The following is a 24,639-nucleotide window of genomic DNA, read 5'->3' as shown; positions in this document are numbered from 1 at the left end:
ATTTTATTTCTTAATAATTTTAGCACTCGCCGTTTTCCCTGCATCCGTTTTCACCGATACCAGGTAAGCTCCCTGAACCAGCGGCTGTGTGTTGATTTTGGTTATTTTGTTTTTTGTCTTAATATTCTGAAGCTGCCTTCCGCCCATGTCATACACAGTGATCTCCGCTCCAAATGCTCCTTCTCTCATACCCTCAAACCCAAGTTCCACATACGCATAATCACTCACCGGATTCGGATAGATCTTAATATCCTGTTTCTCGATCAATTGGTCAACCTGCTTGTCACCCAGCTTTACAATCTTCCAGTTCTCTTTACCCAGTTCTTCGGCACTGGTTCCTGCCAGGATGATCGAACCGTCGCGGTTCAGCTTAATATCTGATAGCCGTTCTTCTCTTTTGCTGGATTCGCCTTTGATGTGCTTTCTCCACTGCTCATTCCCGTTCTGATCCAAATACAGCATCCAGAACTTTTCATCATCCGTTTCAATCCTTCCTTCTACCTGCGTGTAGCCGCCCAATAAAATCCCTTTCGTAGATTTATCGTCGGAAGCATGTAGAACACTCATGCCCATCAGAACATCGCGGTTCTTGAAATTGTAGGACTTCTGCCAGACCTCTTCGCCTATCGTGTTTACGGAGATTAACCATAGGTCAGTCCCTTCTTCAATACCTATGGTTTTATTCCCCGATCTTTCCGATCTTGATTCCCCGCCGATCAGATAACCCGTGGATGTCATCGCCAAAGTTCTCAAATGATCGTCACCTGTTCCACCGAAATTCTTTTCCCATTCTACCTTGCCTTCATTATTAAGCTTGACGATGTGATAATCACCTTCGCCATAATTGGAGGTGGTTTTTGGTTGATGGTTAATGGCTTTGCTACTTCCAGCCACCGCTCCACTTCTGGAATAGATCCCTAACAAGGCTCCGCCATCGATCGTTGGAATCATTTTTTCCACTTCGTCCAATCCTCTTCCTCCTAAAACAAGCTGTGAGATTTCTTTTCCGTTTTTATCAAGTCTTATAATAAGCACATCTTTGGAACCGTACCCTTGGAAAGTACCCTGAGGCTCTCGAAGGGTGATGTTTCCGGCAACGTAAAACCCAAAATCCGTCGTCTGAATCACAGCTCTCGCTTCTTCATCCGAAGCCCCACCAATGGTTTTCTGCCATAATTCGTCACCAAATTCATTTACTCTGATCAGCCAAAAATCACTTCCGCCCTTAGATTCGTCCTTCTTATCCAGGCCTTTTCCGCTGTAGGAAGTTCCTGCAAGCAAAAATCCGCCCTCCTGCGTATTAACGGTAGCGGATAAAAAATCATGGTTTTTCCCGGAGAAATATTTTTCCCAAACCTGTTCACCCATTTGGTTTAATTTGACCAAATGATAGTTGTAGCCGTTATTTTGTTTATTGTCTGAAGAAATTTTATTGGGCTGGATACTGCTTCCCGAAATAAGATATTGCCCGTCGATGGTTGTGGTAATCTGGCTTAAAAAATCCTGGGTCGAGCATCTGATGTCTTTTTGCCAGACTACTTCCTGGGCCGAAATGCCCGGCACTGCACATAAAGTAAGTGCACTCATGTAGAGTATTTTCATGTTCTTAGTATTTATATTTATTAATTTTAAAATTTCGCAAAAGATATTTAACTATCTATCAAAAGAGTCGTTTTATCATTTCAGACAAATAATAGATTGTATTATCAGTTTTTACTCGAAAAAGCCAATACTATTTTATTAATCCATATTCCAATTCAGAATCTCAATATTTCTTTCTGCATAGCCCATTGCTTCCTGTACGGACAAAAAGGGGCGCGAACTGCTGTCGGAGGAGACATAGCCTTTTTCATCGATCAGATATTTTCCGAAATGCAGATAATAGACTGTCCTGTCTTTTCCGATGTTTGATGAAAAAGCAACGGATGCAGATGGTGGCAAATGTGCAGGATCCTGCTCCACCAGTAGGATCGGCAGATAGGTATTGCCGGAATATTTCCACTCTCCTGTTTTAATTATTTTATGCATGATCTGAATGTTTTTTATGGCATAAAAATAAGCTGTTCAAAAATTTTCAGGATTTCACAAGTATTAATTTGATATTAAATTATTGATTACTAAACAAAAAAAGACGCAGCAAAAACTACGTCTTTTTTTATTTAATTGAATGGTCAATTGTCAATTCTGCTATGCAAATAAATTTTAAATCAACTAAAAATTCACTGTTCAACCTCAGGAATTGACAATTCACTCGAAGAAATTCACCATTGACAAGTGAATCGTGAATCGTCAATTTTGCTACGCAAGTCAATTTTAAATCAATCAAAAATCTTCACTATTCACCCAAAGGAATTGACAAATCACCTGAAAGAATTCACCATTGACAAGTGAATAGTGAATGGTCAATTTGCTGCGCAAGTCAATTTTAAATCAACCAAAATCTTCACTATTCTCCCGAACAGATTGACAATTCACCTGAAAGAATTCACCATGACAGTGAATCGTGAATCGTCAATTTTGCTGCGCAAGTCAATTTTAAAAAAACTTAAAATTCACCATTCACCCGGAGGAATTCACCATCGACCTTTTAAGAGTACTCAAACTTTCTCACTGCTTCCAGCGTCCTATCGATCTCGTTATCTTTAATAGCATCACTGATGAAATAGGTTTCATAGCCGCTCGGCGGAAGGTAAATCCCGTTCTGCAGCATCTGGTGGAAGAAGTTATTAAACAAAGCATGGTTGGCCTCCTGGGCTTCGTCAAAATTAGCAACTCTGTTCGTATGGAAAAATACGGACATCATCGATCCTTTTCGGTTGATTTTATGGGCAATTCCTTTTTCATTCAGGATTTTTCCGATTTCAAAATCCAGCGTTTCCGTGGTTTTTTCCAGCCTGTTGAAGAATTCAGGATCATTTTTGATCAGTTGCAAGGTTTTCAGTCCGGCTCTCATGGCCAGAGGGTTTCCACTTAAAGTCCCTGCCTGGTAAACCGCACCTTTCGGTGCCAGATAGTCCATGATTTCATTTCTGCCTGCAAAAGCACCGACCGGAAGTCCACCGCCGATTACTTTTCCGTAGGTCACGAGATCCGCCTTAACATTAAAAAGCTCCTGCGCTCCTCCGAATGCCAGCCTGAAGCCGGTCATTACCTCGTCAAAGATCAGTAATGCTCCGTTTTCATCACAGATGGTTCTCAGCTTTTGAAGAAATTCGTTTTCAGGAAGGACACAACCCATGTTTCCGGCAACAGGCTCAATAATAACCGCCGCAATTTCACCCTGATTATGTCTGAACAGGTCTTCTACCTGCTCCATATCGTTGTATCTTGCCAGCAAAGTATCTTTTGCTGTTCCTGCCGTTACGCCCGGAGAATTCGGATTTCCGAAAGTGGCTGCTCCACTTCCCGCTTTGATAAGAAATGAATCCGAATGCCCATGATAGCAACCTTCAAATTTTACAATCTTATCTCTTCCGGTAAAACCTCTGGCCAACCTGACAGCACTCATACAGGCTTCTGTTCCTGAAGAGACCATTCTGATCTGATCGATATTCGGGACATTTTCGACGATAAATTTTGCGATTTCCGTTTCAAGTTCCGTTGGCGCACCAAAAGAAAACCCTTTTTCGGCCTGGATTTTCAATGCTTCCAATACTTCAGGATGGGTATGGCCCAGAATGGCCGGCCCCCAGGAATTGATATAGTCGATGTAGGTATTGTCATCGGCATCGGTAAGGTAGGCTCCTTTTGCAGATTTCATAAAAACAGGCACTCCTCCTACGGATTTGAATGCACGGACCGGTGAATTTACACCGCCGGGAATGTATTGGTAAGCTTCATCAAATAAAGCCGAACTTCTCTGGTATTTCATTATATAAGGATTGGTTGGCGGAACTTTGGTTGGGTGTTATTAATAATATTTACTAATTACAATTAACCAAAAACCATCAACAATTTAATTTCTGGGTTTTTTATCAATTAAGTAGATCAGCTGTCCTGGTGTAGGCTTCTGGCCTTCATCCATTCTGTTTTTTGCATACAGCTTGTTTAGTTTGATTCCGAATTTTTGAGCGATATCATGCATGTCTTCGCCGGGTTCGGCTTTGTAGGTTGCTGTATTTCCTTCGGAATTTTTGGATTCCAGGAACACAATCTCATTTTTTTTCAGCACATTACTTTCCAGCTCGTTCCATTTCATCAGCTTGCTTTCACTGATTTTAAATTTTTTGGCGATAAACTCTACATTGGTATCTTCAGGAATAATAATGTATTTCAGGCCGTCGTTCGGGTGGCTTTTTATGAGAATCGTATTCATCATCTCCGCCCTGGTCTTGATTCTTTCTACCCTTTTCTGCTGCTGGGCATAAGAAGTCTGTTTGTACGGAACTTCGACAGTCACCGGTACTTTAGCTTTTTTAGCATACTTTTCAGAATCCATCTGGGCCATGAAGCTCACGTCGTTTTTCAGATCCGGATACATCTTCAGAACCGCATACAGCACTTCCTTGGAGCTGGTATTATCGAATTCATATAATTTGTACCGTTCAATTTTACCGATCAGGATCGATGCATAACGGGGATTGGTAGCATATCCCGCCTTTTTCAGTCCGGTAGCCCACGCTTTATAATCTTTCATATCTAAATTAAAAAGATTCGCGTAATATTTTCTGGTGGATAAAAAGATCGAATGGTCCTCGTAAGACTGCCTCGGATCATCGTATACACGGAAGCATTCATTCGGGGCATCATCGGTATGCTTCATGGTCTTTCCGGTCCAGTCTTCCTTACATTTGATCCCGAAATGGTTTTTGCCTTCCAGCGCCAGCCGGCTCTGCCCGCCTCCTGTTTCCAGCAGTCCCTGAGCCAGGGTAATAGAAGCCGGAATCTTATATTTTTCCATTTCCTCTACTGCGTATTTTGCAAATTTCTGGATGTATTGGTCTTCAGTAGCCCAGGTCTGAGCTGAGAATTTTGATAAAACTAAAAGGCTTACCAGCGTGAAAAGTCTTTTCATCTTATAATTTTTATGGTTTTAAAAAGAAAGATGGAACACTTCGTGTTTCATGTTTTCAATTTTACTTTATACGATTAATGTTCTGTTCTGTTTTTCCAAAAGTAGGTTCGCCCCTTCAATTCCCTGCAGTCCGCCGGTATGAAAGCACAAAATCTTACTGTTTTCAGGAAAAAAACCTTCTTCAATCAATTCAAACACTTTCTGCATCATTTTTCCTGTATAGATCGGTTCCAGAGGAATATTATATCTCTCTTTAAAATCATTGATAAAACGGATATTCTCATCCTTTATTTTACCATAACCCCCAAAGCTTGAATCTATTAGACTGAAATTCTTCTTTGAGGTTAATTCCAGGATTCTATTTTCCAGTGAATCATCATCAACTACCCTGAATCCTATAACTTTCTGATGGTCCTCGCTGTATTTCGAAAGCCCGGCAATCGTTCCCCCGGTTCCGACTGCAGTGCAAAGATAATCAAAATCTTTTGTTCCTTCATTCAGCATCATTCTCACGCCGGCTACGGCCTCGGCATTGGTTCCGCCTTCCGGAATAATCAGAGCATCAGGAAATTCCTTCTGCAAAAATCCGGTCAGCTTTTCTTTATGGCGGTATTCTTCACGGGTTACAAACTGCAGGTTCATGCCGTTTCTTTTTGCAAAAAGCAACGTGGGATTGTCACGCCATTTGTCTTTCAATTCCTCACCTCGGATGATCCCCAACGTCGGAACCCCTGCGAGATTCCCCACCGCAGAAACCGCAGCGATATGATTGGAAAAAGCACCTCCGAAAGTGATCATGTACGGCTTTGCCGGCTTTCGGTCCAGATACTTGTTGATATTGAAAAACAGCTTCCAATACTTATTCCCGGAAATCTGAGGATGAACAAGGTCTTCCCTTTTCATAAAGAGCTTCACTTTCTTTTCTGTAGGAATTTCAATAACAGGAATATGTATTTCAGGGATTTTCATCAGATGCAAATTTCCGAATTTATTTTAAATGATAATTTTTAAATTAGTTAAACTAAACTTAAAAATGACAACCATGAAAAAAACCGCTGTTTCTATACTCATTGCCGCCTTTGTTATCGCCTTTTGCGGAATAATCGCATTCATTGCTTTCCGTAACTATTTTCCCTCAAAATCAGAATTCGATACTCCAGGCAGGCAAAATGACAAAATGATCCGCATGCTGAATGCTGAGATTGATAAAGAAATAAACGATCATACCCAGAGTGTGATGTATCCCGGCTACATTCCTGAAGCACGGCAGAATACCATAGCGTTTCTGCAATCCATAAAATCCATTGAAAGCTATGCCCGGTACGGAGTAAAGTCTACCCAGCCCAGAAATTACATCGAATTAAAAATTACATTCAACGACGGAAGCGAGGCCAGTGAAGTATATACAGGCCGTCCATGCAGCGCTTATATAGAAACCTGTCTCCTGATAAAAGCGGAAATGAAGAACGGCAAAGCCCTAAAGGTTTATACCAACGGACAGGAAAGAAAAGGTTCTCCGGAATGGATAAAGCCTGATCTCAACCTCCTGATAGACCGTGCTATTTCATACGACATCGGGAAACATCACGACAGATATTTCGCCCCAGAAAAAACGCAGAAAGATTTTGATCAGGAATGGGAAAATCAGAAATAATATTTTTTAAAAGGTTTTAAACATTCTATTTATACACTCTGTAGAGATCTCACCATAATATTAAGCAACGTCTGTCATTTCGCAGGAATCTAAACACACCCTTATAGAAAACGTGGAAAGATTCGCGTGTGGATTCTGCGAAAATCCGAATAACAATAATACTTGAGATTCTTTAAACATTAAACTTTGAATCTTGAATCTTGAATTTTGAATCTTGAATCTTGAATTTTGAATTTTGAATATTAAAGATATTTCCTGAAACTCCAGAACGGCCTTTCACTGAGATAATTCAGGTTGCGCTCATTCGCATAAGCTTCCCTTTCAAAAGAGATTCTCTGGTAGGCCTGATCGGCGTTTTTCAGTTTGGCCAGCCAATAGTAATATTCAACAACATAGAAAAGATAAAAGAAAATAACGAGCATTTCAATCTGCTGCCTTAGGTGGATTTTTTCGTGGTTGATCAATACGTTATTTTTCTTATCTTCGGGATTCCTTATGAAGATAAAAGGAAAAAGAGCAATGCCGTTAATTTTTAATTTTTTTAAAGGCTTTTGGCATATAATTATCATAATAACAAATATAAAAGTTTTTTACTTAGAGATTTAACCTATGGCACTTTTTGACATCAAAGAAGGTGAAGACTTTTACTACAACGAACAGGGTTATAAGGTTTTTACAGAAAAATTCCATTTGAAAAGAGGACATTGCTGTAAAAGTGGCTGTAGACATTGTCCTTACGGATACGATAAAAAGACCGATACATTTATTAAAAACGATAAAAAAAATAAATAAAAATGAAGCGCTATATTTTTATTCTGCTAGCTTCGGCTACTTTGGGTTTAACGTCTTGCAGTCCTTTTAATGTACGTTCCGATTATGCGAGTACGGCTAATTTTAATACGTACAGAACGTATAAACTGAGAATCGACGATCTTAAACTGAATGATATTGATAAAGACCGGGTCTTAAACGAGTTGTCGAGACAACTTCAGGCGAAAGGTCTTCAGCCGGGCGAAAATCCTGACCTGATCATCAATGTAAAAGCCAACCATAAAAAAGTAACCGACATCACGACCACTTCGCCATACGGAGCCTGGGGCTGGGGCGGGCCTTTCGGTTGGGGAATCGGGATGAACAGAACCTGGACCAGCAATTACAATGAGGGAGCCATTATTGTGGATATGGTAGATGCAAAATCCAACAAACTGGTTTGGCAGGGAATTGGCAGCGGAATTTCCGTAGACCGTCCGAAAGCCAAGCAAAAGCAGATTCCTGAAATCATGATGGAAATAATGAAAAACTACCCGCCGCAACCGGGAAAATAAGATTCAACTAATCAGATATATAGAAAGTCAATGCCATTGCGGTATTGGCTTTTTTGTTTTGATATGAGTTGGAATAAAAGGCCGGAAGAAGGAAGCGGGATGTTGGAAGTTACCCACAGTTAATATGACAACCAATGGACTTTGGCTATCAAAAAGTTTTTTAAGCTGTTAAAATAAACACTGTTTAAAATTTTGACTTATGGTACATCCTAATTTTATTTAATAATTTAAAATTAAATGAATAAACTTAATTACGTTAGGATCTTCCAATTCCAATAGCAGTCCTTACCTTTCTTAAAATTAATTTTGAAATTACCCCAAATAGAATCTGGGTTAATGTATTGAAAAATGAATATTTGAAAATCAGACAAATACCACCAAATTAAATTTATTTAATTTAATTATTATTCGCTGACTATTAAAATTAACAATCCCGTAATTTTTTATTGATAAATTTATAGTAATCTTACCTACTTAAATATTTATATGAAAAATTCACTATTTCTTTTGGTATTGGCTTCCGGGCTGGCAGTTGCCCAGGCCCCTTCCGGGTATTACAATTCGGCCAACGGTCTTTCAGGAGCATCCCTGAAAACAGCATTGAGTAACATCATCACCAACGGTCACCAGGACAAAGGCTACAACGGGCTCTGGACCGGATATAAAACCACAGATATCGACAAGAACTACGAAAATGACGGTTCGATTCTGGACATTTATTCTGAAAAACCGTCAGGAACCGATCCTTATAAATTTACCCCCGTAACCAACCAGTGCGGAACGTATTCAGTCGAAGGAAACTGCTACAACCGGGAGCACCTGGTTCCGCAGAGTTTATTCAATGAATCTTCTCCGATGGTTTCGGACATTCATTTCATCAGAGCGACTGACGGCAAAGTAAACGGGATGCGTTCCAATTATCCTTTCGGGAAAGTGGGAACGGCCAGCTTTACTTCTAAAAACGGTTCCAAATTGGGGACATCCGCGTCTTCAGGATATTCCGGGACGGTGTTTGAGCCGATCGATGAATTTAAAGGAGATGTTGCCCGGATGATCTTTTATTTTGTAACCAGGTACCAAAGCAGGCTTTCAACGTTCTCATCCGGAAACATGCTGGGCAGCTCCGCATATCCGGGATTACAGACCTGGGAACTGAATGTCCTGCTGGCATGGCATAACCAGGATCCTGTTTCTCAGGCGGAGATCAACCGGAACAACGCGTCTTACTCCTTTCAAGGAAACCGGAACCCTTTTATTGACAACCCGAATTATGTAAGCCAGATCTGGGGCTCCGGATCTACTTCCGGTACCGGTACCACGACCCCACCAAGCTCAACAGGCTGTGCCAACGAAACGTTTGAAACCATTCCAACCGCAAGCTCAGCTTCTTACCTGACGAGAACCTGGACGAATAACGGCATTTCATGGACCGCCACAGACGCCAGAACCGACCAGACCATTTCTTCAAAAGCCATTACCGTACGGGACGGTTCGTTAGCTTCCGGCAGTTCCGCCAACGGGATCGGATCTCTAACGGTAACCACCCAGCTGAAATTCACGGGATCAAACGGTACCTTCAATGTAAAAGTAAACGGAAATACCGTAGGAACAGTGCCTTACAATTCCAATACAACGACCACTACCATCAATAACATCAACATTTCCGGAAATGTGGCGATTACCCTGGAAAATAATTCAACCAGCGACCGGGTAGCGATTGATAACCTGAGCTGGACCTGCTATTCGGGAACTTCAAGACAGACTCAAAACCTTTATCCGGCAGCGACGGACTTGAATCAGAATTCATTACAGATTTCAAACAATCCGGTTTCAGGCAATGAAATTTTTGTAAAAGGAAAAACAGAATCTATTCGGAAAGCGGAAATTTATAATCTTCAGGGCAAATTAATCCAGACGATTGACCAGCCTTTTAAAAATACCAGGAATTCGATCAGGATTAAAAATCCTGGGCAGGGTATTTATCTTTTGAAGCTGGACGATGTAACGTTGAAATTTATTGTGAAGTAAAAGATGGGTGATGGAAGCTGGATGATGGAGGTTTAAAAGCTTGCCGTTAAATCTTTCACATTTTAAAATATCTCTAAAAACAAAGCCTTCTCCGATTTGGGGAAGGCTTTGTTTTATTTCTGAAAGGAAAATTTATTGACCCATCAGGTCTCTTAATCTTTCCTGCATCAGTTGCGGGTCTTTCATTGCTTCCCAACCTACCGTTGAAATCAATACAACTACATAGATAGCGTATAAAATACTTAACACAATCCCGATGATTGCCATAATCTTTCCTGCATTCAGCTGACTGTAATTGGAATATAAAGCAGGATTTTTCCTGTACAGTTCTCCGTCCTTTTTAGCCAGGACAAGGGCAATGATCCCTGCAACCAACCCCGGGAGCCCATAACAGCAGCAGCCGATAATCGATACAATTCCTAAAATTAAGACCGCTGTTGCGTTAGGTAACTTTTGTTGATCCATAGTTATCATTTTAATGGTTTAATTTAATGTATATGTACAAATAGATGTTTATAAAAATAAGAAATAACCATTACAATGGCATTAAAAATGGCTAAAAAAACCATCACATTGCTGTAATTCCGTTTTTTATCCATAAAATTGAGAACCACCGTGGCAAAAAAGAGCAATAAGGTATATACCGCGGGAAACATATAAAATGCTTCTGTAAATCTGCCTTCAAAGACCATGACTATCGCCCGTTGGGTACCACATCCGAAACATTCGAATCCGAAAAATTTCTTGATCGGGCACGGCAGCATAAAGTCTTCTATTCTCATTTAAATGGTTTTCTTTTCCAAATATATAAAATTAAGTAGAGATTTTAGCCCTTAAATATTGATGCGGGAAGAAGCATTCTTCATTCATTTCAAAAGATCCCTGAACGGCCTTGTAGGGATTCCTTAAAATTTCTCTCGCAATAAAAATAAGATCGGCTTCTCCTTTCTGAAGGATTTCTTCCGCCTGTTCCGTGGTTGTAATCAGACCGACGGCTCCGGTTTCGGCCTCTGCCTCCGTGCGGACTTTTGAAGCGAAAGGAACCTGGTAACCTGCACGTACTTCAATTTTAGCACCGTGGATATTTCCGCCGCTGGAAACGTCCACCAAATCTACTTTATGCTGTTTCAGGATTTTCGATAATTGAACACTGTCATCTACATCCCAGCCATTTTCCGCATATTCTGTTCCGGAAATCCTTACAAATAAAGCTATATTTTCATCCAGCTCTTCGTTAACGGCGTCTACCACTTCCAACAGGAACCTGATCCGGTTTTCAAAGCTTCCGCCGTATTCATCCGTCCGGATATTGGACAGCGGCGACAAAAACTGGTGGAGCAGATAGCCGTGAGCCGCATGAATTTCAATGACATCGAAACCTGCCGCTGCCGCCCTTCTTGCTGCCAGCTTAAAATTCTGTACCTGCTCCTTTACTTCTTCTACCGTTAATGCATGCGGAATTCTCTCTTTCGGATGATAAGGAATGGAACTCGGTGCTACGGTCTCCCAACCCTCCTCTACCGGAATCTGTACATTGTTCCAGGTGGAGCCTTTCCTCCCGGAATGCGCCAGTTGAATCCCGATCTTGCTTTCTGAGTGCTGATGAACAAATTCTACGATTTTCTGAAGTTTTTCAGCCTGCTCATTGGTCCAGATTCCCATGCAGTGATTGGTGATCCGTCCGCGGGGTTCCACTCCGGTAGCTTCAACAATAATTAAACCCGTTCCGCCCTGCGCCCGGCTGCCGTAATGCACAAAATGGAAGTCATTCGCCAGTCCGTTTTCACAGGAATACATACACATGGGTGACATTACCCAACGGTTTTTCAACTCAACATTTCTGAATTTAATTGGAGTATATAACATTTTAGTTTGGTTTTAAAAAATTGAAAGTTGCAAAGAACAGGCCTATATTGCCCACCTCACGAAAAAGAAATAATTTTATCCCCCTTTTTTAATCCACAATATATGAAAAAAGAAACTCAGATCAGTTACGAATATTTTAAGAATAGCAGTGAGCTGAACGATATTGAGAAAAAATTGTTCGAAAGAGCTAAAGAAGCACGCGAAAATGCCTATGCTCCCTACTCCAATTTCCTGGTGGGCTGTTCGGTGTTGTTGGAAAACGGTGAAATGTACTCGGGAAACAATCAGGAGAATGCGGCTTATCCTTCCGGGCTTTGCGCGGAGCGAACGGCTTTGTTCTGGATCGCAGCCAACTTTCCGGATGTAAAGATCAAAAAGATTTTTGTGGTGGGCGGCCCGAAGGAATTTCACGAGAAAAACCCGCCGATTCCGCCGTGCGGCGCATGCAGGCAAAGCCTGATGGAATACGAAACCAAGCAGCAGGAGAATATCGAACTCTATTTTTCGAGCATGAATGAAGAAGTGGTGAAAGTGCATGCCATTAAGGATCTGCTGCCGTTTTATTTTGATGCTACTTTCCTGTAGCTTTTTATTTCGTTAATTTTTCTGCTTACTTTTTAAACCGCCCCGTCTAAATTTTCTCTGAAAATTTATCCACCCCTCCGGCCGGAGGGGAATAGACAGCGCATATTTTTTAGGGTTTATTTTTTATCAATAAAAAGTAAATTGTTGTAAGATAGCTGAGGATCGTGAATTCATCCTGTCGAGTATTTTGCTTTCAAATTACTTTGTCTAAATTTTTCTTTAAAACCTTCTACTCCTGTAATAGAAAATGGATTGCGCATGGTTTTCTGATCTCCATGATTCTCTTTTTTATAATTGAACGCGTCTGGTTCTGAGGGTGGCAGAGGCTCTCGAAGCCATCCTATCCCGGGTTTTTAGCCCCGATAGAAACGGCATCCTTTTTTGTTGCAGGCGGAGCAGCGCGGAGACTGTAACAAAAAAGATACAGTGGATAGCGGGAAACAGCTCCTGATATTTTAAAGGGTTGTGGGTGTAAGCGTTGGAGGGTTTTGGGGTTTTTGGGAGTTTGAGGGTTTTGGGGGTTTGAGGGTTTTGGGGGTTTGAGGGTGTGGTGGGAAATAGGCAGGGAATTTAGCAAACGTTTTTTATGGAGGGCAGTTTCTTTTATTTGCGGATGTTTACATTGTGCTGATACCACAGTTTGAAGCTATTGGGTCCGGGGATTTGCTTTTCCGGTGAATAAGTTTATCTTTGCAAAAATTTTGGTTTCCAATCATTTGGAATGAAAAGGGAATCGGGTGAAAATCCCGAACTGTCCCCGCAACTGTAGATCGCGCAAAAGATTTCTACGACAAACCACTGTGCAAACGGGAAGGTGTAGAAAGCGAAAGTCAGGAGACCTGCCAGAATCTAATTTTAAAATAATTGCTTTCGGAGGAAGGGCAAAAAAATAATGGATATAAAAAAATCGCTCGTACTGCTTTTTTCGTCTTACGGTTGTTTTCTTTTTGCACAGGAGACAGCTATCGATACCGTGTATGTTTTCGATAACCAGATGAGCAAGGTGAAGCTTTTCCATAAAGTGAACACCATCCGTCCGGAAGACGCCGAGAAAAACTCAACCAACCTTTCCGAAATATTGCGTTTCCAGTCCCAGGTTTATATTAAAGAAAACGGACGGGGTGCGGTTTCGTCACCTTCGTTTCGCGGGACCAGTGCCGGACAAACGGCTTTTGTATGGAACGGCATTAATATTAATTCGCAGTTTTTAGGTCAGGGAGACGTAAACAATATTCCGTCGATGGGATTCGACCAGCTTGAGGTAAAAGCCGGAAGTGTAGGCGTTATTTACGGAAGCGGCGCGGTCGGTGGAACGGTACACCTCAACAACAGCCTTGATTTTAACAAAGGGCTGCATGCTTCCCTTTTTTCCGAAGCAGCGTCGTTCGATACGTATAATAATTTTGCAAAAGCTTCGTATTCCAACAATAAATTCAGCTTTAAACTGTCGGGGAATTACTCGGTGAGTGAAAATGATTATGAAGTGGAAGAATCGAGGAATTATATCAACCGAAACGGGGAATACTCGAATACGAATTTTAATTTTGCAGCGGCTTATAAAATAGCACCGCATCATCAGGTTTCATGGATTTCTGAATTTTTCAACGGAAACCAGCATTTTCCCGTATTTTTCGACAGCCAGACCAAAACCAAATATGAAACCCAGAATGTGAGAAGCCTCCTTATCTGGGACTGGAATACTTCTAAGCTGAACAACGTATTCCGTGCGGCCTATACGGAAGAAAATTTCCAGTATTTCGATAATATCGACCGCCCAAAAAGCAGCGGCGGAGCGGGTAAAAATTATATCCTGAAGAATGATTTCAATTATTTCCTCGATCCGAAATGGAACATCAATATCATCGGGGAATTTCAGGTAAATAAAGGAGAAGGCTACATGAGCGGCATTAAAAATGTCAGTCGGAATGTGGGTTCCTTAGCCGGATTACTACGGTATTTTGCAACAAAAGATTTACGCTTCGAAGCAGGGATCAAAAAAGATTTTGTTGAAGATTACAGCACTCCGGTTCTGCTTTCTTTTTCGGGAAACTGGAACATGACGAGATGGTACAATCTTAACCTGAATGCTGCTAAAAATTTCAGGTATCCGTCCTTTAATGACCTGTACTGGCAACCCGGCGGAAATCTTGATCTGAAACCCGAAACTGCCTATCAGTTTGATCTGAAAAACCAGTTTACCATTGCCGGTGTAAAGCTTATGCTGACCCCCTATTACATCAGGATCACCAACATGATTACCTGGCTTCCGGGAAGTATGGGATATTATTCGCCGGTAAACACCTATAAAGTTCAGTCTTACGGGCTTGAATCCCAAATCGAATACGAAAGAAAATTCGGGAAACATGTATTAAGGTCCAACCTGGGTTATTCGTATACAAAATCCACCAATCTGGAAACGGATAAGCAGATGATGTATGTTCCGCTTCACAAGTTTTTCGGGAATATCGATTACCGCTATTCTTTTATGAAAGTTTATGTACAGGGAATGTACAACGGGCTTACGTATGCCGACAGCGAAGAAAAAAGAAGTGCTGCCATCGAACCGTATTTCGTAATGAATGCCGGAATTTCAGGAACTTTCCTTAAGCATTACACGATCGGCGGTAAGGTGAACAATATATTTAACGAAATCTATCAGACCACCGCTTTTTATCCGCTGCCTAAAAGGAATTACAGCGTCTATTTGAATATTAATTTTTAAATAAAAATAAATGAAAATCAGAAAAATTTTATCTCTTGCATTTGCTTCGGCCCTGTTGTTCAACATTGCCTGTAGCGATGACGAATTTGTGATGGAAACACAAAAAACAGATTATACCAACGGTATTATCATTGCCAATGAAGGAGGGTTCACCACACCAACTTCTGATGTTTCTTATGTAAGCAACGACCTTGCCGTTTTACAGAACGGAATCTACGCCGCAAACAACAACAAAGAAATTTTAGGTAACGTTCTGCAGACGATCGGTTTCAAAGGGGACAATGCTTATCTTGTGATGAATACGCCCAATAAGATTGAGATCGTTAACAGATCCACTTTTAAAAAGCAGACGACCGTTACTTCAAATCTTGATAACCCGAGATATATTGCATTTTCAGGAAACCAATATTATGTAACCAACAATAATTTCGGATCGGTAAAGAAAATCAATGTTTATAACTCAGGGGACAATACCTTTGTAAAGAGCATCAATTTCGACCGATACGCGGAGAAAGTAGTTGAAGCCGGAGGAAATATCGTGGTACAGACCGACGGTGTTTATTATGACTCTACTCCTCCTTACGCAAGTCACCCAACCGGAAATACCGTTACGATCATCAGTCCTTCCAATAACTCGGTTTCCGCTACGGTAAGCTTACCGAACAACGGAGCGATTATCAAAGACCTTGTATCTTACAACGGATCTGCGTATGTTCTTACGTCCAGCGATACCGCTTCTTATATTTATAAGATCAATACGGCTACAGGAGCTTATCAGACGACAACGCTGACTACCATTCCTCAGGTACAAAGGCTGAAAATTGATTCCGATAAGTTTTATTTTGTAGATTACAGCAAAGTATATTCGATGAGCATCACGGCTACTACTGCGCCTACGGCTGCGCTTGTTTCTTTAACAGGTATTACCAACCTCTACGGATTCAATGTCATCGACGGAAGATTATACATCGCCGATGCGAAAACATTTACTTCAGACAGCAAAGTATCGGTTTACAATGCAAACAACGGTTCATTGTTAACCTCTTTCAATACAGGAATCGCGACCAACGGATTCTATAAAAACTAATATTCCGCTTTACAGCGAGAATATTTCATTTAATTTTTTTTCATCATTTGTGTTTTTTCCGGGCGGTTCCTGAGAGCCGCCCGGATTTTTTGTTAAAAAAAGCAACAGATTAAAAATCCATTGCTTTAAAATTTATTAAATAAGAATCCGTTAAACCAATGCCAATCCCAGCTTTTCTGCTTCGGCAATGACGAACCTTTTAGCTTCTTCACTGTCATTGCCAATCTCTCCTTCCAGAATGGCCTCTTTTACTTTTTCCTTTAAAATACCAATTTCACGGCCTGGCTTGAGGTTGAACATGGCCATGATTTCTTCTCCGGAAATCGGTGGCTGGAAATTCCGCACTTGGTCTTTTTCTTCCACTTCTTTGATTTTTACCGCTACATACTCGAAATTCTTCTTGAATTTTTCCTGTTTCCTGGAATTTTTGGTCGTGATATCGGCTTTGCAAAGGGTAAACAGGTCTTCCATATCTTCTCCGGCATCAAAAAGCAATCTTCTCAGAGCAGAATCCGAAGCATCATCGGTAATCAGAGCTATCGGACGCGAGGAGAGCTTAACCATTTTCTGGACATATTTCATATCCGGACCCAACGGCAGCTTCAATCGCTGAAATAATGTTTTTACCATTTTGGAACCCAAAAACTCATGTCCGTGGAAAGTCCAGCCTGTTCCTTCTACAAATTTTTTCGTCGGTGCTTTTCCGATGTCATGTAACAGTGCCGACCATCTCAGCCACAGGTTATCGGTGTTTTCCGAAATGTTATCCACCACTTCCAGAGTGTGATAAAAATTATCTTTATGGGTCTGCCCTTCGACCTCCTCTACTCCTTTCAGATCAATCAGTTCGGGAATAATAAGTTTCATTAGTCCGGTCTGCTCCATGAGTTTCAGCCCGACTGACGGCTTTTGGGAAAGCATGATTTTATTGAATTCCACCATGATTCTTTCCCGGGAAACGATTTTTATCCGCTCTGCTTCCTGTCTGATCGCTTCCAAAGACTGATCTTCAATTTGAAACTGCAGCGTTGAAGCAAAACGGATGGCCCGCATCATCCTCAACGGATCATCAGAGTATGTCTGCGCCGGTTCCAAAGGGGTTCTCAGAATTCCCTTTTCCAGATCCTCCACTCCATTGAAGGGATCAATCAGCTCACCGAAATTATTTTCGTTCAGAGAAATGGCCATGGCGTTAACGGTAAAATCCCTTCTCTTCTGGTCGTCCTCAATGGTCCCGCCTTCCACTTCCGGCTTGCGGCTGTTTTCGGTATAGCTTTCTTTTCTCGCTCCCACAAATTCAAGTTCGAGATCTTTGTATCTGATCATGGCGGTACCGTAGGTTTTAAAAACCGAAACCTTCATTTTAGGATCTATTTCCTTTCCGACGTTTTGCGCCAGCTCGATGCCGCTCTGTTCAGTCACAAAATCAATATCCGTAGATGCTTTTCTTTTCATCAGCAAATCCCGCACATAACCTCCGACAACGTATACGGACTGATTGTTCCGGGAGGCAACCTCCGAAATGATTTTGAAAAGTTTCAGGTTTTTATTCTGATTTAAATTAATGAACATTTTTTTAGGTTTAGATAATAGGTTTCAGATAACGAAACTACAATCCAATACTGATAGGATCTTTACGTTATCTAATGTAAAACCATTAAGAAATCGGATATTCAGGTTAAAAACCAAACCTCCGGCTTCTTAATGGTTATATTATTCTGCAAAGATAATTAAAATCTTTTCTTTTATTCGCGAAGCACTTTTATTCTGTTGTCGTGCCAGATTTTGATAACCGATGATCCGGAATATTTAGATACTTTTTCGCGGTCCTCTTCCACGGCATAATCCACCATCTCAATCATTTTCGGAGAGATATCCGAAAATGTAAGCGGGCTTTTTTCACCGCTGAAGTTGGCTGATGTTGAAACCAGAGGTTTATTAAGCTTGGTAATTAATTTCTTACAGAACTCATTCTTCACCAAACGGATCCCGATGCTTCCATCCTCCGCCAACAGCTCTTTCGGCAGGCCACGGGGATTTTCGTAAACAATCGTCACCGGCTTTTCGCTCAGATCGATAATCTCCCAGGCCATCTCCGGAACGTCTACCAGATCCTGCAGCCTTTTTTCCGATTCTACGAGGATGATCATGGATTTGTTCTTTTCCCGTTTTTTGATTTCAAAAATTTTATTGACGGCTTCTATATTCGTCGCATCACATCCGATTCCCCAGATCGTATCAGTCGGGTAAAGAATGGTTCCGCCGGATTTTAATATGTTGATGATGTTTTCCATAAGTGAGTAATACCGGGCTTCAGCCGGTTTTCAAAGATAAAAAATCTATGGAATTGTGCCAAATGAATATCTTAAAAACAAAAGGAATGAAATTTCGTTTATGACTTTTGTTTGGTTATAATACTGCAAACTATATATATCAATAGAAACGGGCAATGTCATCCTGAGCTTGTCGAAGGAAGCCCGTTTACCAAAAGAATTATTCCATTGGCTTCAGCCGAAACTTATTCAAAACCGTACTTCTCCTTAAACCTTAAGTATTCTTGTTCAAAAGTCTGTTTTGTATGGTGGATTTCCTGATTTCTGATGTAATTCCTTACCGGCTCAAGCATGGATTCAGAAATGGAAACCGCAAAATATTCATCCTGCCAGGCAAATTTCTCCGGGGTCAGTTGATTTTTATTAATCCAGAAAGAAGATTCCCCTTTGATCAACTGAACAACTTTTTCTATATTCTGATTCGAACCTAAAGAAATTAAGCAATGGCAATGATCAGAAAATCCATTGACCATATCTATATAAATCCCCTTTTCCGAAGCATTTTCTTTAATATGTTTCCAGACTTTCACCCTTAATGCTGAAGTATTGAAAAACGGAATTCTATTTTTCGTTGAAAAACGAGATGGATATAAATTTTAATAAAAGGCATTTGTGTTGTTTTGCCAAAAATATAAATTATTTTTAAATTTTGGCTAAAGCCGAAAGAATAACATAATAGAAAAAACGGGCTAAAGCCCGTTCCTATTGATATTTTTTGAAGTCCATTTTTTTAATTTCAAATAAATCGAAGAAAATGCAGCGAATAAAATGGCTATCAGCCACAGAAAATATCCTGAACTTAATTTAATAATCGGTGCGATTCTTCCGCTTTTGGTCATAGTCAAATTTTCAAAACTAAGAAACAACAAAGCCAAAACAGAAGAAACAATAAGTGACAAAACAGTAGTATTAACTTTTTTCTTGTACAGTAAAAATAAGCCTGTAAAATAAAAAGGATTAGCCAACCAAATACAGCCCTCTGAAAATCCGCCGCCGCCAAAATGCATCCAGCCGAATAATAAGGCGTAAAATGACGGATACTCAACCGATCTGAAATATTGATAGGTCATACAATCTTGTGTCAGTGATATTAAAAATATGACTAAACTGATCAGGATTGCAATATGAATTTTACAGAATTTCACAGATTTGGCAAATACCGCTCCTCAATAATATTCAAATGATGCAGGTTGTGACCAACAATCAGTTTTCCGATAGTTTCAGCAGCAATCTGGTTTCCATTGGCGGTTCCAATGTTAGTTAAAGCAGAAGGATTCATGGTTTCCAGTAAAATCCGGGAGGACTTCCTGATCAATTGATATTCTTCAAGCAGGGAATCCAAATGCCTTTCGTTGGCAAATGACTGACTGGCGTAAAGTTCTTCATCAAAGCCCGGCAATTCATTTTTGTCGCCTCTGGCAATAGCCAGAATCCGGTACTGGAAAATTCTTTCGGTGTCGGAAAGATGCAAAAGAAGTTCTTTCAACGTCCATTTTCCTTCAGCATAGGCAAAATGGGACTGCTCTTCCGAAAGTTTTGAATAAACGGCAATAGTTTTTTCACCTGATGTTTGTAATTCTTTCACCCAGTCGCCGGACGGAACCAAGTCTAAATAGCGTTGGATATATTTTTGAAAATCTGTCATACTTTATAATTTAACATTATAATAATTTAGCAATGTAGCAATTAACATTGGTAGACTGTTAGATTAATACATCAGTACATTAATCCACTGTCCATTCATAAAAATTGACTTCATCGTAAAGTTCAAAGCCGCAGCTGGGATACAGCTTGTTTCCGATGTCGTTGGATTTTCCGGTTTCCAGGAGAATTCCACAGGCATCCGTTGATTTTGCCATTTCTTTTGCCCGTTCAATCAGTTGTTTTGAAAAGCCTTTTCCACGGTAACTTTCATTGACAAATAAATCGTTCAGCAGCCAGTAACGCTTCATTCTGGTAGAAGAAAACAACGGATAAAGCTGCACAAAACCGACCAGTCTCTCTTCGTTTTCAGCAACAAAAATTTTGGAATCTCCGTTTTCGATTCTTTCCGTTAAAAACTGTTCGGCCGCCGGAACATCTGAAGTCTTATGGTAAAATATCCTGTATTGATCGAATAATTCAGACAGCTGCCTGATGTCCTGAAGGGTTGCTTTTCTTGTCATGCTATAAGTAAAACTTTGTCAAAGTTAAAAGCGATGAAAATATAACTTTGACAAAGTTCTTTAGTTATTATTATGAAAATGCTCTTTCCAGATCAGCGATCAGGTCTTCCGCATCTTCGATACCTACACTTAAACGTACCAGATCATCGGTGATCCCCAGTTCCGCACGTTTTTCAGCAGGAATAGAAGCATGCGTCATCAGTGCCGGATGATTCGCCAAAGACTCTACGCCGCCTAAAGATTCGGCCAGTGTAAATACTTTTACTTTTTCCAAAAACTTAATCGCATCCTCTTTTTTTCCGGATTTAAAGGTGAAAGAAACCATGCCTCCGAAATCTTTCATCTGGGCTTTTGCCAGTTCGTACTGTGGATGAGATTCCAATCCGGGATAAATTACTTTGTCTACAGCCGGATGAGATTCAAGATATTTGGCTACAGCCCTTCCGTTTTCCGAGTGCCTCTGAACACGTAATGCCAATGTTTTAATTCCTCTTAGTACCAAATAAGAATCATGAGGGCCTAAAATTCCGCCGCTGGCGAACTGGATGAAGTGAAGTTTTTCTCCCAATTCGGCATCTTTTGCCACCAAAGCTCCGGCGATTACGTCCGAGTGGCCTCCTAAATATTTTGTTGCAGAGTGCATCACGATATCCGCTCCAAGATCGATCGGCCGCTGAAGATAAGGTGTTGCAAAGGTATTGTCTACGGCCACCAGGATATCTTTCCCTTTTGCCACTTCCACTACCGCCTTAATATCTACCAGCTTCATCAAAGGATTGGTCGGGGTTTCCACCCAGATCAGTTTTGTTTTATCTGTAATGACATCAGCAATTTTTGAAACGTCATCAAAATTCACGAAAGTAAATTTCAATTGGTATTTTTCAAAAAGGCGGGTAAACATCCGGTACGTTCCGCCGTAAAGATCATCTACTGCAACCACCTCATCTCCGGGATTTAATAATTTTAAAACACAGTCGATTGCTGCAAGGCCTGATCCGAAAGCCAGTCCTCTCGCTCCGTTTTCAATGCTTGCCAAAGAATCTTCCAAAGCCTGTCTCGTAGGGTTCGCCGCTCTTGAATATTCGTATCCGGAATGTACACCCGGACTTTTCTGTGCGAAGGTTGACGTTAAAAATACAGGAACGTTTACCGAACCTGTCGCCGATTCGTGGTGTTGACCACCGTGTATTACTTTTGTATTGAAATTCATTACTTTATAATTTACCAATGTATCCATGTAACAGTCGAGCAATCATCGTTACATTATTACATTTTTAGATTGTTATATTAATATTTACATTTTTATCGCAGATTTTACCGCAAATTCCTCCGCTATTTCTTCCATCCACTGGGCCACATCCTCTTCTCCGGTTGCTCTTTGGTAAGTATTTCCCAGAGAAACCAGGATTTGATGGATGAACATCTTCATTTGGTCAACGGGCATTTCTTTAGTCCAAAGGTCGATTCTCAAAGCTTCCATGGCTTTATCGTCCCAAACCGAAATCATCGTTGCCTTGGTTGCTTCCTTTTCGATGCCGCCATCCTGAGCGTTCCAGGTAATATTTTCCGGGATGTGGTTTTCATCCAGTTCTACATCTATCGTAATCTGAGTTTTTCTCATAACTTTCTATTTGTTCTAAATTTCGTACAAAGTTAATACTTCTTCAGCTTATCCAAAATTTCTACAAAGTTATCTTCATCCGGAAACGGCGTATTCAGGTTAAAAATTTTCCCCTGCGGATCAATAATGACAAACCTCGGTATCGACTGGATTTTATAAGTTGTCATCAGCTTTTCTGCATTTTTTAGCCAAAACTGAGGAATACTTGCCGGTTTTGTCTTTAAAAAGTTTCTCCATTTCGACGGGTTTTCATCAGCGCTTACCGAAATAAACTGGATATTCTGATAATATCTATACTGATTATTTCTTGCTTCGAAAACCGGACGGATCTGTTTACATGGTGCGCACCAGGTAGCCCAAAGATCAATGACGACATATTTTCCGCGGAATTTTGAAAGCTTTACGGCCTTCCCTTTATCATTTAACAAACTGAGATCCGGAAAAACCGCTCCTTTCTGGGAAATATTAATCTGTTCTAGCTTGGAATACAGGCTATTTCGGTAATCAACATTGTTAATCGTGTTGATTTCAGCAGCAAATAATTTTTTTCTGGATATACTGTCGGTCTGAAGTTCCAGCGTCTTTGCCAAATGCCGGGAAAGCAGCTGATCTCTTTCCAGCCCTTTCGGAAGCTGGTTGATTTTTACAAACAGGATACTGTCCGCATTTACCGACTGGTCTTTATCCGTAAGCAGATGATCCAGCTTAAACTGCAGGTAGCTTTCGTTTTTGCTTAAAAGAGGTGATGGCTTCTGGATATTGGCATTCAACTCTTCTACAAAGGCTTTCGGAGGGGCAAACTTAGGATCGTTCCATGAAGTCATTTTCCGGTAATTGCTGATCTCGTTAAGGTAGCGGATGGCCATCAGCTGTCTTCTGTATATTTTATAATCCTCCGACAGGGCATTGTTGGCAGGATCGGCAAAAACATTCAGGATTCTTTTTTTCTCCTTCCAGTCGTCCTGGGCCACTTCATAGAATTTTGCGGGATCATCGATATAGCTCTGGTCATCCAGGGCGTACGTAAACTCCCTTCCGAAAGAATCCTGTTTTTCCCGGAAGGTCTGATCCGCTTTCCGGTTGGATTTTGAGGTAGGTTACCATTTCGGTATTGTTGAATTTAAAATCCAGGTTAAACCAGTCGCCGCTTCCCATCACCAGGATCAGCTTTTTATTTCCGAACTCAATCAGATATTCGTCCAACGGAAGCTTTTTCTTTGTCGTCCAGCTGAATGTGTTGTTGATTACCGGAACGGCACCAACTTTTTTATGGAAATCCGACGTAAAGATTTTAACGGAATCAATTTTAAGATCAGTATCCAATGTTCCTTTGATGGAAATCCCTGACGCTCCGCTTCGATAAGGCTTCGGCAATTGGATAAAATACAGCAGACCGGCGCCGGCTGCAAAACATGCAGCTGAAACAGCCATCTGTTTCTTATTTTTACCAAAAGCATTTTTAAAGCCCTTTCGGCTGTACCATAAATAACCGATGACCAGGAAGATCACCATCCAGAATAAGCTCATATACTCGGAATGAGAAATAAAAGTATTCAGATTTCTGATCTCCGGTGCATTCCAGAACGAGCATAGAGAACCATACGGATTGAAAAAGTAAGATTGTTTCTGGATAAGTGCAGCAATATTCGACGCGATGCCCAGGGAGCCGATTAGGAAGGACCAGATAAAGCTGTGGAAAGCCACTGAAATACAGAGCTGAAGTGCTGCGATTCCTAAAATTGTGATGCAGATCCTGATGTACGTCTTAATCGTCCAGACCAAATCGAAATCCATCAGCTTCACCGCATTCGGATGGATATAATAATCGGCCACCGCCATCATCACACTGAATATAAAATAGGAGGTGATGCACATAACACTTAATATCACGACAATGATGTATTTTGATAAATAAAGCTGCAAACGGCTTACCGGCTGCGTTTCCATCAGCTGCCAGCCATTGTTTTTGTGATCGGTCTGTGCAATCCGGTTTGCCGCAACAATAATCAGCAGGGGCAATATGAAAAATACGAAATACCTTAACTGATCACCACCAATGGCATCTTCAAAAACAGAAAATTTCAGCGTCCCTTCCGGAACGGTTTCCGGCATGAAAAATGAAGGGGCATAGACTAACAGTGGGAGCAATGCGCCTAAAACAACGGCAATATAAATAATCCCTAATCCTTTCAGCTTCAGCCATTCCGTACCGACTGTCGTTAGTAATTTTTTCATAGTT

26 protein-coding genes and 1 riboswitch are annotated in these 24,639 nt (G+C 40.8%); of the genes, 8 read left to right on the top strand and 18 right to left on the bottom strand.

Features of this window, described 5'->3' with window-relative positions; genetic code table 11:
* Window positions 1-3 precede the first annotated feature (3 nt).
* From QE422_RS07555 to QE422_RS07535, 5 genes are all read right to left on the bottom strand, one after another.
* On the bottom strand, window positions 4-1,602 hold the full coding sequence (locus tag QE422_RS07555; RefSeq protein ID WP_307456407.1) for a T9SS type A sorting domain-containing protein: 1,599 nt from the start codon (window positions 1,600-1,602) through the stop codon (window positions 4-6).
* Between the two features lie 138 nt (window positions 1,603-1,740).
* Window positions 1,741-2,028, bottom strand: a complete 288-nt coding sequence (locus QE422_RS07550; protein WP_307456406.1) for a hypothetical protein — start codon at window positions 2,026-2,028, stop codon at window positions 1,741-1,743.
* 559 nt (window positions 2,029-2,587) lie between these two features.
* Window positions 2,588-3,871 (bottom strand): glutamate-1-semialdehyde 2,1-aminomutase, encoded by a 1,284-nt coding sequence (gene hemL / locus QE422_RS07545; RefSeq protein WP_307456404.1) that lies wholly within the window; start codon window positions 3,869-3,871, stop codon window positions 2,588-2,590.
* A gap of 84 nt (window positions 3,872-3,955) precedes the next feature.
* On the bottom strand, window positions 3,956-5,014 hold the full coding sequence (locus QE422_RS07540) for a glucosaminidase domain-containing protein (RefSeq protein WP_307456403.1): 1,059 nt from the start codon (window positions 5,012-5,014) through the stop codon (window positions 3,956-3,958).
* A 66-nt stretch (window positions 5,015-5,080) separates the two neighbouring features.
* On the bottom strand, window positions 5,081-5,983 hold the full coding sequence (locus QE422_RS07535) for a 1-aminocyclopropane-1-carboxylate deaminase/D-cysteine desulfhydrase (protein ID WP_307456401.1): 903 nt from the start codon (window positions 5,981-5,983) through the stop codon (window positions 5,081-5,083).
* Between the two features lie 73 nt (window positions 5,984-6,056).
* Between QE422_RS07535 and QE422_RS07530 the strand changes: the two genes are divergently transcribed.
* Window positions 6,057-6,668 (top strand): hypothetical protein, encoded by a 612-nt coding sequence (locus QE422_RS07530; protein WP_307456400.1) that lies wholly within the window; start codon window positions 6,057-6,059, stop codon window positions 6,666-6,668.
* Window positions 6,669-6,910: 242 nt separating this feature from the next.
* Here QE422_RS07530 and QE422_RS07525 read toward each other — a convergent pair whose 3' ends face one another.
* Window positions 6,911-7,237, bottom strand: coding sequence for a hypothetical protein (locus QE422_RS07525; protein ID WP_307456398.1), 327 nt, complete (start codon window positions 7,235-7,237; stop codon window positions 6,911-6,913).
* 40 nt (window positions 7,238-7,277) lie between these two features.
* Here QE422_RS07525 and QE422_RS07520 point away from each other — a divergent pair, with 40 nt between their 5' ends.
* The 3 genes from QE422_RS07520 to QE422_RS07510 all read left to right on the top strand — a co-directional run bounded on the left by QE422_RS07520 (window position 7,278) and on the right by QE422_RS07510 (window position 10,021).
* Window positions 7,278-7,460, top strand: a complete 183-nt coding sequence (locus tag QE422_RS07520) for a DUF5522 domain-containing protein (protein WP_029294953.1) — start codon at window positions 7,278-7,280, stop codon at window positions 7,458-7,460.
* A 2-nt stretch (window positions 7,461-7,462) separates the two neighbouring features.
* Complete coding sequence (locus QE422_RS07515) at window positions 7,463-7,993, top strand: DUF4136 domain-containing protein (protein WP_307456389.1); 531 nt, start codon at window positions 7,463-7,465, stop codon at window positions 7,991-7,993.
* A 486-nt stretch (window positions 7,994-8,479) separates the two neighbouring features.
* Window positions 8,480-10,021, top strand: a complete 1,542-nt coding sequence (locus tag QE422_RS07510; protein WP_307456387.1) for an endonuclease — start codon at window positions 8,480-8,482, stop codon at window positions 10,019-10,021.
* Between the two features lie 132 nt (window positions 10,022-10,153).
* On the opposite strand, the gene QE422_RS07505 is transcribed toward QE422_RS07510, so the two are convergent.
* Genes QE422_RS07505 through namA form a run of 3 tightly spaced genes read right to left on the bottom strand, consistent with a single transcriptional unit; the run spans window position 10,154 to window position 11,887 of the window.
* Entirely contained in the window at window positions 10,154-10,486 is a 333-nt protein-coding gene (locus tag QE422_RS07505; protein ID WP_307456386.1) for a CCC motif membrane protein, read from the bottom strand.
* A 23-nt stretch (window positions 10,487-10,509) separates the two neighbouring features.
* Window positions 10,510-10,803 (bottom strand): DUF2752 domain-containing protein, encoded by a 294-nt coding sequence (locus tag QE422_RS07500; RefSeq protein ID WP_307456385.1) that lies wholly within the window; start codon window positions 10,801-10,803, stop codon window positions 10,510-10,512.
* A 31-nt stretch (window positions 10,804-10,834) separates the two neighbouring features.
* Window positions 10,835-11,887, bottom strand: coding sequence for an NADPH dehydrogenase NamA (gene namA / locus QE422_RS07495; RefSeq protein WP_307456384.1), 1,053 nt, complete (start codon window positions 11,885-11,887; stop codon window positions 10,835-10,837).
* Between the two features lie 102 nt (window positions 11,888-11,989).
* On the opposite strand from namA, the gene cdd reads away from it, so the two are divergent.
* The 3 genes from cdd (at window position 11,990) to QE422_RS07480 (ending at window position 16,281) form a co-directional block, all read left to right on the top strand.
* Window positions 11,990-12,472, top strand: coding sequence for a cytidine deaminase (cdd, locus tag QE422_RS07490; RefSeq protein ID WP_307456383.1), 483 nt, complete (start codon window positions 11,990-11,992; stop codon window positions 12,470-12,472).
* Window positions 12,473-13,157: 685 nt separating this feature from the next.
* Window positions 13,158-13,334, top strand: a riboswitch (cobalamin riboswitch).
* A gap of 30 nt (window positions 13,335-13,364) precedes the next feature.
* Window positions 13,365-15,194: a TonB-dependent siderophore receptor gene (locus QE422_RS07485; RefSeq protein WP_307456382.1), complete on the top strand. Its 1,830-nt coding sequence runs from the start codon at window positions 13,365-13,367 to the stop codon at window positions 15,192-15,194.
* 10 nt (window positions 15,195-15,204) lie between these two features.
* A complete protein-coding gene (locus QE422_RS07480) occupies window positions 15,205-16,281 on the top strand; it encodes a hypothetical protein (RefSeq protein ID WP_307456381.1) in 1,077 nt (358 codons plus the stop codon).
* A 150-nt stretch (window positions 16,282-16,431) separates the two neighbouring features.
* Here QE422_RS07480 and QE422_RS07475 read toward each other — a convergent pair whose 3' ends face one another.
* The 3 genes from QE422_RS07475 to QE422_RS07465 all read right to left on the bottom strand — a co-directional run bounded on the left by QE422_RS07475 (window position 16,432) and on the right by QE422_RS07465 (window position 19,144).
* A complete protein-coding gene (locus QE422_RS07475; RefSeq protein ID WP_307456380.1) occupies window positions 16,432-17,853 on the bottom strand; it encodes a CCA tRNA nucleotidyltransferase in 1,422 nt (473 codons plus the stop codon).
* 173 nt (window positions 17,854-18,026) lie between these two features.
* Entirely contained in the window at window positions 18,027-18,575 is a 549-nt protein-coding gene (locus QE422_RS07470; protein WP_307456379.1) for an L-threonylcarbamoyladenylate synthase, read from the bottom strand.
* 224 nt (window positions 18,576-18,799) lie between these two features.
* The gene (locus tag QE422_RS07465) at window positions 18,800-19,144 is read right to left on the bottom strand and encodes a transposase (protein WP_307456377.1); all 345 of its coding nucleotides are present in this window, start codon (window positions 19,142-19,144) and stop codon (window positions 18,800-18,802) included.
* A gap of 238 nt (window positions 19,145-19,382) precedes the next feature.
* Here QE422_RS07465 and QE422_RS07460 point away from each other — a divergent pair, with 238 nt between their 5' ends.
* Window positions 19,383-19,565, top strand: coding sequence for a hypothetical protein (locus tag QE422_RS07460; RefSeq protein WP_307456376.1), 183 nt, complete (start codon window positions 19,383-19,385; stop codon window positions 19,563-19,565).
* 190 nt (window positions 19,566-19,755) lie between these two features.
* On the opposite strand, the gene QE422_RS07455 is transcribed toward QE422_RS07460, so the two are convergent.
* From QE422_RS07455 to QE422_RS07430, 6 genes are all read right to left on the bottom strand, one after another.
* The gene (locus QE422_RS07455; RefSeq protein WP_307456374.1) at window positions 19,756-20,259 is read right to left on the bottom strand and encodes a DinB family protein; all 504 of its coding nucleotides are present in this window, start codon (window positions 20,257-20,259) and stop codon (window positions 19,756-19,758) included.
* Between the two features lie 79 nt (window positions 20,260-20,338).
* Window positions 20,339-20,779: a GNAT family N-acetyltransferase gene (locus tag QE422_RS07450; protein WP_307456372.1), complete on the bottom strand. Its 441-nt coding sequence runs from the start codon at window positions 20,777-20,779 to the stop codon at window positions 20,339-20,341.
* Between the two features lie 70 nt (window positions 20,780-20,849).
* Window positions 20,850-21,989 (bottom strand): cystathionine gamma-synthase, encoded by a 1,140-nt coding sequence (locus QE422_RS07445; protein WP_307456370.1) that lies wholly within the window; start codon window positions 21,987-21,989, stop codon window positions 20,850-20,852.
* An 84-nt stretch (window positions 21,990-22,073) separates the two neighbouring features.
* Window positions 22,074-22,400 (bottom strand): gliding motility protein GldC, encoded by a 327-nt coding sequence (gene gldC, locus QE422_RS07440; protein WP_089853771.1) that lies wholly within the window; start codon window positions 22,398-22,400, stop codon window positions 22,074-22,076.
* A 32-nt stretch (window positions 22,401-22,432) separates the two neighbouring features.
* Entirely contained in the window at window positions 22,433-23,371 is a 939-nt protein-coding gene (locus QE422_RS07435) for a TlpA disulfide reductase family protein (protein ID WP_307456368.1), read from the bottom strand.
* Window positions 23,372-23,408: 37 nt separating this feature from the next.
* Window positions 23,409-24,635 carry an ABC transporter permease gene (locus tag QE422_RS07430; protein WP_307456366.1) on the bottom strand — a complete coding sequence of 409 codons (1,227 nt, stop codon included), beginning with the start codon at window positions 24,633-24,635 and terminating at the stop codon, window positions 23,409-23,411.
* Window positions 24,636-24,639 lie beyond the last annotated feature (4 nt).

Origin of the sequence: Chryseobacterium sp. SORGH_AS_0447, from assembly GCF_030818695.1 — a bacterium.
GTDB lineage: Bacteria > Bacteroidota > Bacteroidia > Flavobacteriales > Weeksellaceae > Chryseobacterium.
The sequence above is the reverse complement of the archived record's forward strand: the minus strand, read 5'-3'. Positions and strand labels throughout refer to the sequence as shown.

Bases quoted from the DNA above. Each gene is read 5' to 3' on its own strand.
- QE422_RS07555 (WP_307456407.1), bottom strand. From the start codon at position 1,602: ATGAAAATACTCTACATGAGTGCACTTACTTTATGTGCAGTGCCGGGC.
- QE422_RS07550 (WP_307456406.1), bottom strand. From the start codon at position 2,028: ATGCATAAAATAATTAAAACAGGAGAGTGGAAATATTCCGGCAATACC.
- hemL (WP_307456404.1), bottom strand. From the start codon at position 3,871: ATGAAATACCAGAGAAGTTCGGCTTTATTTGATGAAGCTTACCAATAC.
- QE422_RS07540 (WP_307456403.1), bottom strand. From the start codon at position 5,014: ATGAAAAGACTTTTCACGCTGGTAAGCCTTTTAGTTTTATCAAAATTC.
- QE422_RS07535 (WP_307456401.1), bottom strand. From the start codon at position 5,983: ATGAAAATCCCTGAAATACATATTCCTGTTATTGAAATTCCTACAGAA.
- QE422_RS07530 (WP_307456400.1), top strand. From the start codon at position 6,057: ATGAAAAAAACCGCTGTTTCTATACTCATTGCCGCCTTTGTTATCGCC.
- QE422_RS07525 (WP_307456398.1), bottom strand. From the start codon at position 7,237: ATGATAATTATATGCCAAAAGCCTTTAAAAAAATTAAAAATTAACGGC.
- QE422_RS07520 (WP_029294953.1), top strand. From the start codon at position 7,278: ATGGCACTTTTTGACATCAAAGAAGGTGAAGACTTTTACTACAACGAA.
- QE422_RS07515 (WP_307456389.1), top strand. From the start codon at position 7,463: ATGAAGCGCTATATTTTTATTCTGCTAGCTTCGGCTACTTTGGGTTTA.
- QE422_RS07510 (WP_307456387.1), top strand. From the start codon at position 8,480: ATGAAAAATTCACTATTTCTTTTGGTATTGGCTTCCGGGCTGGCAGTT.
- QE422_RS07505 (WP_307456386.1), bottom strand. From the start codon at position 10,486: ATGGATCAACAAAAGTTACCTAACGCAACAGCGGTCTTAATTTTAGGA.
- QE422_RS07500 (WP_307456385.1), bottom strand. From the start codon at position 10,803: ATGAGAATAGAAGACTTTATGCTGCCGTGCCCGATCAAGAAATTTTTC.
- namA (WP_307456384.1), bottom strand. From the start codon at position 11,887: ATGTTATATACTCCAATTAAATTCAGAAATGTTGAGTTGAAAAACCGT.
- cdd (WP_307456383.1), top strand. From the start codon at position 11,990: ATGAAAAAAGAAACTCAGATCAGTTACGAATATTTTAAGAATAGCAGT.
- QE422_RS07485 (WP_307456382.1), top strand. From the start codon at position 13,365: ATGGATATAAAAAAATCGCTCGTACTGCTTTTTTCGTCTTACGGTTGT.
- QE422_RS07480 (WP_307456381.1), top strand. From the start codon at position 15,205: ATGAAAATCAGAAAAATTTTATCTCTTGCATTTGCTTCGGCCCTGTTG.
- QE422_RS07475 (WP_307456380.1), bottom strand. From the start codon at position 17,853: ATGTTCATTAATTTAAATCAGAATAAAAACCTGAAACTTTTCAAAATC.
- QE422_RS07470 (WP_307456379.1), bottom strand. From the start codon at position 18,575: ATGGAAAACATCATCAACATATTAAAATCCGGCGGAACCATTCTTTAC.
- QE422_RS07460 (WP_307456376.1), top strand. From the start codon at position 19,383: ATGGCTATCAGCCACAGAAAATATCCTGAACTTAATTTAATAATCGGT.
- QE422_RS07455 (WP_307456374.1), bottom strand. From the start codon at position 20,259: ATGACAGATTTTCAAAAATATATCCAACGCTATTTAGACTTGGTTCCG.
- QE422_RS07450 (WP_307456372.1), bottom strand. From the start codon at position 20,779: ATGACAAGAAAAGCAACCCTTCAGGACATCAGGCAGCTGTCTGAATTA.
- QE422_RS07445 (WP_307456370.1), bottom strand. From the start codon at position 21,989: ATGAATTTCAATACAAAAGTAATACACGGTGGTCAACACCACGAATCG.
- gldC (WP_089853771.1), bottom strand. From the start codon at position 22,400: ATGAGAAAAACTCAGATTACGATAGATGTAGAACTGGATGAAAACCAC.
- QE422_RS07430 (WP_307456366.1), bottom strand. From the start codon at position 24,635: ATGAAAAAATTACTAACGACAGTCGGTACGGAATGGCTGAAGCTGAAA.